This is a genomic window from Mycobacterium sp. UM_11, assembly GCF_001414075.1.
In the GTDB taxonomy this organism is placed as follows: Bacteria; Actinomycetota; Actinomycetes; order Mycobacteriales; family Mycobacteriaceae; genus Mycobacterium.
This window is the reverse complement of sequence record NZ_LATC01000130.1, coordinates 1-11,398: the sequence shown is the minus strand read 5'-3', so window position 1 is coordinate 11,398 and position 11,398 is coordinate 1. Positions and strand designations below refer to the sequence as shown.

At 70.6% G+C, this 11,398-nt stretch carries 1 protein-coding gene; it reads right to left on the bottom strand.

Translation table 11 applies throughout. From position 1 onward, the window contains the following. Positions 1-11,398: non-ribosomal peptide synthetase (locus WU80_RS22310; RefSeq protein ID WP_156349714.1), on the bottom strand; the 11,398-nt coding region annotated here is incomplete at both ends.

The following is an 11,398-nucleotide window of genomic DNA, read 5'->3' as shown; positions in this document are numbered from 1 at the left end:
CCCGCCGTCAACGGGGCGCTGATCGCCACGCACATCGTGGTCTCGGTCGGCCCATAGGCATTGACCACCACCCGACCCGGCGCCCAGCGGTCCACCACCTCCGGTGGGCAGGCCTCCCCGGCCAACACCAGCGCCACCCCGTCCAGGCCGGCCGGGTCCAGCATCGCCAGCGCCGACGGGGTCTGGGTCAGCACATCGACCCCCTGGGCGACCAGCACCGCATGGAAGTCCGGCGGCGAACCCGCCACCGACTCGGGCACCACAACCAGCCGCCCACCCCGCAACAGCGGGGCGAAGATCTCCCACACCGATACGTCGAAAGCCAGCGAGTGCGCATGCGACCACACCCCCGGCGCCGGCAACCCGGCATCCAGCGATCCGATCAACGCCGTCACGTTGCGATGCGTCACCCCAACACCTTTGGGCGCACCAGTGGTGCCCGAGGTGTAGATCACATACGCCAACCCCTCGGCGTCCGGCTCCGCCAACGCGGTGCCGGGCAAGGTGTCGAGGCGCCGATCGTCGACGTCGACGACGGGCACACCGTGGCCGTGCAATCGCGCGGCCAGATCGGCGGTGCTGACCGCGACCACCGGGGCCGCGTCACCGAGCATGAACTCGATCCGGGTATCCGGGGAAGAAGGGTCGATCGGCAGGTAGGCCGCCCCGGTCTTGAGCACCGCCAGGATCGCCGCGATCGCTTCGGCGGACCGCGAAAACAGCAGCGCCACCGTCTGTCCCGGGCCCGCACCGCGGGCCATCAACAGGCGCGCCAACCGGTTCGACGCTGCATCCAGCTCGCGGTAGGTCATCGACACGTCCCCGCAGACCAGCGCCACCGCCTCCGGCGCGCGGGCCACCTGCGCGGCGAACAACCCGGGCACCGACACCGATTTCGGCTCCGGCTCACTCAAAACCGCCCGATTGCCAACCAGATCCAACCGAGCGCGCTCAGCGCCGTCGAGCACATCCACCGACGACAGCACGCGGCCGGAGTCGGCGGTCACGGTCGTCAGCACGCGCTGCAGGCGGTCGACGAGCGCCTCGATGGTGTGCGCGTCGAACACGTCGGTGCGGAACTCCACCCGGCCGCCGATGCCGGCCGGCTCGCCGTTCTCGTCCCAGCGCTCGGCGAGTGAGAACACCAAATCCATTCGGGCGGAATCGCTGTCGAGCGGCACGGAGCTCACCTCGAGGTCGCCGAGGGCCAAACCGGCGGCGGGATCGTCGTGCCCGGCGAAGTTCTGCCAGGCCAACATCACCTGCACGAGCGGGTGATGGGTGAGGCTTCGGGTCGGGTTGATCCGTTCCACCAAGAGCTCGAACGGCACGTCCTGGTGTTCGAAGGCCTCCAGGCTGCGCGTCTGAACCCGTCCCAGCAGTTCGGTGAAGCTGGGGTTGCCGGCCAGGCCGATGCGCAGGACCAGCGTGTTGACGAAGAAGCCGACGAGTGGGTCGAGCGCGCGGTCACGCCGGCCGGCGATCGGGAAGCCCACCGAAACATCCGCGCTGGCACTGATTTTCGACAACAGCACCGCCAGGGCGGCCTGCACCACCATGAAGGTGGTGGCGTTGTGTTCGCGGGCCACCCGGCGGACCTGCTGCTGCAAGTGGGCCGGCCAGGCCACCGCGACGCTGGCGCCGCGCTGATCGGCGATGGGTGGGTAGGGCCGGTCGGTGGGCAGTTGCAAGCGCTCGGGCATGCCGGCCAGGGTGTCCTGCCAGTACGCCAACTGGGCGGCGATGGGGCTGGCGGTGTCGTCCAGTTCGCCGAATTGTGCGCGCTGCCATAGCGTGTAGTCGACATACTGCACCGGCAGGTCGGTCCACCCGGGGTCCCGTCCCGCGGAACGGCTGGTGTACGCCACGCTCAAGTCCGCGGCCAGCGGTGTGAGCGACAAGCCGTCCGCGGCGATGTGGTGCACGACGATCACCAGCAGGTGTTCCCGCTCGCCGAGGGCGAAAAGCCTTGCGCGCAGTGGTACTTCGGTGGCGAGGTCGAAGGCGTAGTGCGTGGTCGCCCCGACGGCCTCGTCCAGCTCGCCGGCCGAGAACGCGGTGGCATCGACGACGTCCCAACCGAAATCGACGTCGTCGGCGGGGATGACGACCTGCCGGGGCGTTCCCTCGTGCGCGGGGAATACGGTGCGCAGGCTCTCGTGGCGGCGCACCACGTCGGCCAGGGCCGCGCGCAGCGCGTCGGCATCGAGGCTTCCGGTCAGCCGCAGCCCGGCCGCCATGTTGTAGATGGGCGAGGGCCCCTGTAACTGCTGGATGAACCACAACCGGCTCTGGGCGAACGACAGCGGGATCACCGCCGGCCGCTCGGCGGCCACCAGTGGCTGGAGGCGGCCGGCGCCCTGGTCGATGCGGGGCGCCAACTGCGCGACCGTCGGCGCCTCGAACACGACGCGCACCGGCAGTTCGGTGTCCAAGGAACTGTTGATCGCCGCGACAAGGCGCATCGTGGACAGCGAATCGCCGCCGAGGTCGAAGAACGAGTCGTCGACGCCGACGCGGTCGACGCCGAGCACGTCGGCGTAGATGCCGGCGAGGATCTCCTCGACCGCGGTGGTCGGGGCGCGGTAATTGTCGACGTCTCGGTAGTCCGGCGCCGGCAGGGCGCGGGTGTCGAGCTTGCCGTTGACGGTCATGGGCAGCGCGGGCAGCGCGACGACGGCCGCCGGGACCATGTACGCGGGGAGTCGCTCGGCCAGTGCGGCCCGGGCCGTGGCGACGTCGACCGTTCCCGTGACGTAACCCACCAGGCGCAAGGCAGCGGGGCTGTCCTCGCGGGCGACGACCACTGCCTGCTCGACGCCCGCCAAACCGCTTAGCGCCGCTTGGATCTCGCCGAGTTCGATGCGGTAGCCGCGGATCTTGACCTGCTCGTCGGCGCGGCCCAGGTAGCGCAGCTGCGCGTCGGGACCCCAGCACACCAGGTCGCCGGTGCGATACATGCGGGTTCCGGGCGCACCGAACGGGCACGCCATGAAGCGGGACGCGGTCAACGCGGATCGGCGCCAGTAGCCGACGCCCACCCCGTCACCCGCCAGGTACAGCTCGCCGACCACGCCGGCCGGCACGAGCCGCAGCCATTCGTCGAGCACGAAGAATGCCGCGCGCGTGACGGGCGAGCCGATCGGGGGGAAGCCCTCTCCCGCCCGCAGCGGCGCACTCTTGCACGCCCACATCGTGGTTTCGGTCGGACCGTAGACGTTGACCATGGTTCGCCCGGGCGCCCAGCGATCCACCAACTCGGGCGGGCAGGGCTCCGCCCCGATCACCAGCGCGGTCCCGTCCAAACCGTCGGTGGACAACATGCCCACCGCGGAAGGGGTTTGGGTCAGCACCGTCACGCCCTCGCGCATCAGCAGGGCGTGGAATTCCTCCGGCGAACGCGAGACCGGCTCGGGCACCACCACCAGGCGTCCGCCATGCAGCAGCGCGCCCCAGATCTCCCACACCGAGAAGTCGAAGGCGTACGAGTGGAATTGGGTCCACACCTGTTGCGGCCCCAGCTCGATGCCGATCCGCAGGGCGTCGAACAGCTGGGCGACGTTGTGTTGCGTCACCGCAACGCCTTTGGGCACGCCGGTGGTGCCGGACGTGTAGATGATGTGCGCCAGGTCGTCGGGTGCCGGCGCGGGTGGCGCCGTGCCGGGCTGGTCGTCGACGGCGGGGTCGTGCACGTCGACGACCGTCAGGTCGAACCCGTTTAGCCGGTCGGCCAGCGCGGCGGTGGTGACCGCCACGATCGGCGCCGCGTCGGTGAGCATGAACTCCATCCGGGCCGCGGGTAGGGCCGGGTCGATCGGCAGGTAGGCCGCCCCGGACTTGAGCGCGGCCAGGATCGCCACGATCGCCTCGGCCGACCGCGAAAACAGCAGCGCCACCCGTTCGCCCGGCCGCGCGCCGAGGTGAATGAGCAGTCGCGCCAACCGGTTTGCCGCCTCGTCCAACTCGCGGTAGGTCATGGACCGGTCCCCGCAGACCAGCGCCACCGCGTCGGGCGTGCGGGCCGCCTGCGCGGCGAACAGCGACGGGACCGACACCGGAGTGGCCGGCCGGGTCAGCACGCCGGCGTTGCCCCACTCCTGCAGGCGCGCGTGCTCGCCGGCATCGAGCAGGTCCACCGACGACAATCTGCGCTGCGGCTCGGCGGTGACCGCCGTCAACAGCCGCTGCAGCCGCTCGATCAGTCCCTCGACGGTCTTGCCGTCGAAGATGTCGGTGCGATACTCGGCCGTCACGGCGATGCCGGCGCGCTGACCGGTCTCGGTCCAGCGTTCGGCCAGCGAGAACGTCAGATCCATGCGAGCGGTGTTGGTGTGCAACGGCATTGGGGTGACCTGCAGGTCGCCCAGGGCCAGCCCGCCCGCGGGAGCGGTCGCCTCCCCGGGGAAGTTCTCCCAGCCCAGCAGCACCTGGATCAGCGGATGATGCGTCAGGCTCCGGGTGGGGTTGAGCCGCTCCACCAGCAGTTCGAAGGGGACGTCCTGGTGCTCGAAGGCGGCCAGGCTGCGGCGGCGCACCTGCGCGAGCAGCTCCGCGAACGTCGGGTCCCCGCCGAGCTCTTTCAGGTTGACCCGCAGCACCAACGTGTTGACGAAGAATCCGATCAGGTCATCGAGCGCGGGCTCGGAGCGCCCGGCGATCGGGAAGCCCACTGCCACATCGTCACTGGATCCCACCCGCGCGAGCAGCGCCGCGAACGCGGCCTGGATCACCATGAAGCTGGTCGCGTTGTGCTCGCGGGCGACCCGGCGGAGGTGTTGCTGCAACTCCGCCGGCCAGTCCACGGCCAGGCGGGCGCCGCGGTGGTCGGCGACCGGCGGGTAGGGCCGGTCGGTGGGCAGCTGTAGGCGTTCCGGCAGGCCGGCGAGCGCGTCCGCCCAGAAGTTCAACTGGGCCGAGATGCGGCTGCCGCCGTCCTCCACGTCGCCGAGATGCGCGCGCTGCCACAGCGTGTAGTCGGCGTACTGCACCGGCAGTGGGGCCCAGTCGGGCGCCTCCCCCGCGCACCGGCTGGCGTATGCCACCCCGAGGTCGCGCGCGAACGGGGTGATCGACCAACCGTCGGCGGCAATGTGGTGCACCGCGACGGCCAGGATGTGTTCGTTGTCGCTGACGGTGAAAAGCGCGGTGTGCAAAGGGCTTTCGTTCGCCAGGTCGAAGGTGTACCGAGCCGCCTCCGCAATGCGTTCGCGCAACCGGTCGTCCGCCCAGCCGCGGGCATCGACGAGGTCGCAGGCGAAACCGATTCGCTCGGCGGGAATCACCACCTGCCGGGGGATTCCGTCGGTCGCAGCGAACACCGTGCGCAGGCTTTCGTGGCGGGCGACCACGTCGGCGAGCGCCGCACCGAGGGCTTCGGCGTCCAGGCGCCCGCGCAGGCGCAGCGCGACCGTGACGTTGTACATCGGTGAGGGGCCCTGGAATTGGTCGATGAACCACAGCCGGCTCTGGGCGAAGGACAGCGGAATAACCTCGGGGCGCTCCCCCGCCACCAGCGGCTGCGGCCGGTTTGCTTCGTCGCCGATGAGCAACTCCAGCTCGGCGACGGTGGGCGCGTTGAAAACGGCCCGCACCCCGAGGTTCGCATTCAGGCTGCTGTTGACCGCGGCGATCAATCGCATCGCCGACAGCGAATCCCCGCCCAGGTCGAAGAACGAGTCGTCGACGCCGACGCGTTCCAGCCCGAGAACCTGACCGTAGATGCCGACCAGGATCTCCTGCACCGCGGTGGCCGGGGCGCGGTAGCGATCCACGTCCTGGTAGTCCGGTTCGGGCAGGGCCTTGCGGTCGAGCTTGCCCGAGGAGGTCAGCGGGAATTCCTCGAGCGCCACAATGTGTGTCGGCACCATGTACTCGGGCAACCACGCGTTCAGCCGATCGCGCACCTCGCCGATCTTGGTGTTGGTGCGGGGGTCGTTGGCGTGGCGGGTGCGGTGCCGGGTGCCGGACGGCGGCAGATAGAGGTCGGTCAAGGGCGCGCCCGGCTGGTCACCGTCGTCGACGAAAACCGCGCTGAGCGTGCCGCGCTGAGCGCCCCAGGTCACCGCGACCCGATAACCGATGGCCTCGCCGATCCGGTGCAGTTCCTCGGCGACGGCCGCGTCGGGGGCGGCCTGGCTGAGCGCCTCAGCCACCGGTTGGCCCGCGGCGAGCGCGGTTTCGACGCCGACGTCGGTGGCCACTCCCGCCTGGGGGATGTCGGTGATGCGGACGACGGCGGGACGCCGCGACGCCAACTCGTCGCGCAGCCCGTCCGGGCCGGCGCACCGCGCCCACGGCCAGGTGGGTGCGGTCGCCACCGAGCGGACCTCGGCGGGCGCCTTGTGGATGACCACGTCGTAGCGGAACCGGTTCAGTTCGTTGTCGGCGAATCCGCGTTTGACTTGGATGTCGAGCCCGCCGGCGGCCGGGCAGGTGAGGGCCCAGGTGGTGAAAAACTCCGGCGACAAAAGCAATTCGGTCTCGCCGAGCATGGCGTGGCGAACACGCTGGCGGATTTCGGCGGCGTCGGTGTCGCTGGCGGCCTCGCCGGCCCGCGTCAGCACGATCGCGGTCTGGAAAGCGCCCTGCAGGGCGTGGTTACGCACGTCGCCGATGAACAACGTCCCGCCCGGCGCCAGCAGGGTCATCGCGTTGTCGATCACCTCGGCGAGATAGCCCGCGTTGGGGAAATATTGGACGACCGAGTTGACGACGATGGTGTCGAAGTGTCCCCGCGGCAGGTGATCCGTGACATGGGCCGGCTGGGTCAGCAGTTCGACCCGGTCACGCCACTGAGGTTGTAATTGCTCCAGCGAGCGCGCCAGGTTGTCGATGGCCACCGGCGAGAAATCCGTGGCGACATACTGTTCGGTCCGCGGGGCGATCTGCGACAGCAACAATCCCGAACCCGCGCCGATCTCCAGCACGCGCCGCGGCTGCAGGGCCATGATGCGATCCACGGTCGCGGCACGCCACTCGACCATCTCATCGAGCGGGATCGGGTCGCCGGTGTAGCTGCTGTTCCAGCCGCGGAAGTCCATGCCGAAGCGGGATTCGAGTTCCGCGCCGTACAGGTCGTCGTAGAGGTTCTGCCACTCTTCGACGTTGTCCGCGTCATGGTCGGCGCTGGTGTTGTGATCGAGCGTGACGTAGGCGACCAGATGAGAACCGGTGGCGCCGTCGCGGACGGTCACGGCGGCCTGGGTGACGTGCGGGCAGGCCAGCAGGGTGTTTTCAATCTCGCCCAGTTCGATGCGCTGGCCCCGCAGCTTGATCTGGGCGTCGGCGCGGCCGACGAAGTCCAGGTCCCCGTCGCGGGTCCAGCGCACCAGGTCGCCGGTGCGGTACATCCGTTCCCCCACGGCCCCATAGGGATTCGCGACGAACCGCTCCGCGGTCAGGTCGACCCGCCCCAGGTAGCCGTGCGCCAGCGCGGGGCCGCTCACATACAGCTCGCCCACCACCCCGATCGGAGCGGGTTTCAGCCAGGCGTCGAGCACCGTGGCGCACACGCCCGGGATCGGACGGCCGATGCGCACCGGGCCGTCGGCCGACAGCGGGGCGCTGGAGGTGATCCAGATGGAGGCTTCGGTGGGACCGTAGACGTTGAACAAGCGCCGACCCGGTGCCCAGGCCGCCACCAACTCCGCCGGGCAGGCCTCGCCGCCGACCATCAGCCTGTCGAACCCGTCCAGCCGGGCTCGATCCAGCGACGAGAGCACCGTCGGGGTCAGGAAAGCCGCGTTGACGCGCTGGCTCTGCAGCAACGCGGTCAACGGCTCCCCGGCGTACACCTGCGGCGGCGCCACCACCAGCGCAGCCCCCGACCTCGCCGCCAACAACATCTCACCGATCGACGCGTCGAAGGTCGGCGAGGCCACCATCAGCACCCGCGTGTCCGCGCTCAGGCCGCACGAATCACGTTGCGCCGTAGCCCATCCCAGCAGGCCGGCGTGGCTGACCACCACGCCTTTCGGGGCACCGGTCGAGCCCGACGTGAAGATCACATAGGCGGTGTCCCGTACCGTCAGGGCCGCCGACCGTTCGGCGTCGGTGATCGGCTGGGCGCTGCGGGCGGACACGTCCAGCGCATCGATGCGCAGCACCGGCCGGCCCCCGGCGCCCGCCAGTTCGTCCGTGCCACAGGTCAATACGCAGACCGCCCCGGCGGCGTCCAGCACGGTGGCGACGCGTTCGACGGGGTGGTCGGAGTCCACCGGCGCGTAAACGCCGCCCGCCTTTGCCACCGCCCACCACGCGACCACCAGTTCCACACAACGATCGATGGCCACGCCCACCGCGCGCTGCGGGCCCACACCCGCGTCGATCAGCGCCCGCGCCAGTCGCGTCGACCACTCGTCGATCTCGCGGTACGACAGCTGCCGTTCGCCGTCGACCACCGCCACCGCGTCCGGGTTGCTCGCCACCGCCGCCGCCAACAGGTCCGGCGCCACCGCGACCGGTGCGGTGACACCGGCGCCGGACAGCCGGGCCAGCACCAGGTCTCGCTCGTCGCGGTCGAGCAGTTCGATGGCCGATAGGCGCCGGGCGGGATCCGCGGTCATCGCCGCCAGCACCCGCCGGAACCGTTCGACGAGCGCCTCGATGCTCGCGGCGTCGAACACGCCGGTGTCGAACTCGACGTGCAGGCCGAGTTCGCGGCCCGGCAGGGCCTCCATGGTCAGGGGGTAGTGGTTGTACTCGCGGTTGGTGAAGTCGGCGATCGACAGGCCGTCGGGTCCCAGCTGCATGCCGTCGCCGATCGGGTAGTTCTCGTAGACGAACAGGGTGTCGAAGAGCTGCTCGTGGCCGGTGAGGCGATGAATGTCGCTGAGCGCCAGGTGTTGATGCTCGAGCGTGTCGTTGTTGGCGTCCTGCAGCTGGCGCAGCAGGTCCGCGGCGGTGGTTGTCGCGGTGATGTTGGCCCGCACCGGCACGGTGTTGATCAGCAACCCCACCATGGATTCCGCCACTTCGAGCTGGCCAACGCGGGACCGCGGGGTGCCGAAGACGACGTCGCGCTGTCCGGTCAGCGAGGTCAGCAGCAGCGCCCAGGCGCCCTGCAGGACGGTGCTGACGGTGGTGTGGCAGGAGCGCGCCAAATCGGCAAGGGCGCTGGTGGTTTCCTCCGGCACGCGGAACACCGCGGCGCCGCGCTCCCCTTGCCCCAGTCGGTCCGTGGGGCCGACCAATGTGGGCGTGTCGAAGTCGGCGAGCACGGCGGCCCAGGCCGCGCGGGCGGCGTCGAGGTCCCGATCGGCCAGCCAGGTGACGAAGCTGCGGTAGGGCGCGGCCGCGGGCAGCCGCTCGCCGTAGTAGGTGGTGAAGATTTCGCGCAGCAGGATCGGCAGCGACCAGCCGTCGAGCACGATGTGGTGGTTGGTGAGCACCAGCCGGTGCCGTTCCGCCGCGGTGCGCACCACCGCGACCCGCAACGGCGGCTGGTCGGCCAGGTCGCGGACCGCCGCGCGCTCGTCGGCGCACAGCCGCTCGATCTGCTGCTCGGTCTCGAGGGCGACGTAGCGCCACGGCACCACGGGATCGGCTGGGATGATCTGCACCGGCTCGTCGAACCGCTCGTAGAACCTGGCCGCCAAATGTGGATGCCGGTTGATCACCGTGCGCACCGCGTCGTGCAGGCGCTCGGCGTCGAGGGGCCCTTCGAGCGTGAAATCCAGTTGCACCGCGTACATTTCGTCGCCGCCGGTGCTGGAGTGGAACAGCAGGCCCTGCTGCAGCGGGGACAGCGGGAGGATGTCGGCGACGTCGTAGCGCTGGTGCAGCTCGTCGATCTGCCGCTGGCTGAGGCGGGCGGGCGCGATGTCCGACGGCGTGAGCCCGCCGCCACCGGCCCGCACGTGCGCGCAGATGCCGCGCAGGGCGTCGAACCACAGCTGGCTCAGCCGGCCGACCTGTGCCTCGTCGAGGACCGACGACGCCCAGGTCCAGTTGGCGTGCAGCTGCGGCCCCTCGTCGGTGTCGACGGTGCCGGCGTCGAGTTCGACGGTGTGCGCCAACGACATTGGGACCGCCGCGGCGGCCTCCGTCAGGGTCAGGCTTTGCGGGTCCAGCCGCCACAGTTCATCGGACAGTTCGGCCCCCGCGACGAGGCGCCCAAGATAGTTGAACCCGATCGACGGGTCGGCGCCGTCCAGCGCGACATCGCCGTTCAGGTAACGCAGCGCGCCGTACGTCAGTGGGTGCGGCACCGCGCGAAGTTGTTCCTTCACGTCCTTGATCGCGGCGCCCAGCGCCGGCTCCCCGGCCAGCACCTGGTCCCAGGACGGCCCGCTGATCGCCAGCGACACAGGGTATTTGGTGGTGAACCAGCCGACCGTGCGGGACAAGTCGACATCGGGTGCGAGCTCCTCGTGGCGGCCGTGGCCCTCGACATCGATGCCGACCGGGCCGGCGCCATCCCCCAGGAACTCCGCCCACGCCAACCCGAATGCGATCAGCAGAATGTCTTGCACGCCGGCGTGAAACGCCGCGGGCGCCTCGCCGAGCAGCGTGCGCGTCGCCTCGACATCCAAAGCAGCCGACAACTTCCCGGCGGTGGCGTAGGTGTCGGCGTCGGGACGGGGTGCCGGCAGGGCGCGCGGGGTGGCCGCGATCCGCTTCCAGGCGGCCGCCTGTTCGACGACCTCGGGCCGCCGCGCGTGTTCGTCGAGCAGCCTCGCCCATCGGGCGAACGACGTCCCGCCCGCGGGCAAGGGGGCCGGGTGTCCGCCCCGCTGCTGGACCCAGGCGATGTTCCAGTCCTCCAACAGGATTCGCCACGACACGCCGTCGATGGCGAGATGGTGGACGATCAAGACCAGCTGGCCGGTGGGACGGACCCACAGCGCGCTGAGCATCGCCCCGGTGGCGGGGGTAAGCCGCGATCGCGCCTCGACCAACGCCGCGTCGGACAGCGCATCCACCGCCCGCAGGCACCCGGCCGCGTCGACGGATCCGGGCTCGGGCACCCACAACGACCACCCGTCGCCGTCGTCGACCCGCGCCCGCAGCATGGCGTGCCGGTCGAGCACGGCCTGCAGCACGGCGGCCACGTCGGCCTCCTGCGCTCCGGCGGGAGCCTGCAGCACCATTGTCTGGTTGAACTCATCGATCGGGCCGCTCGCCGTTTCCAGCCAGCGGATGATCGGGGTGGCCCGCACCGGCCCGAGGCCCTCGTCGACGACCGCGGGCTCGCCGTCGGCCACCCCGGCCACCAGGGCCAGGCGGGCGACGGTCTGCTCGACGAAGACGTCCCGGGGCCGGCACGTCAGGCCGGCGGCGCGTGCTCGCGAGACCACCTGCAGCGCCAGGATGCTGTCGCCGCCGAGTTCGAAGAAGGAGTCGTCGGTGCTGACGCGCTCGAGGCCCAGGACGTCGGCGTAGATGCCGGCCAGCAGGT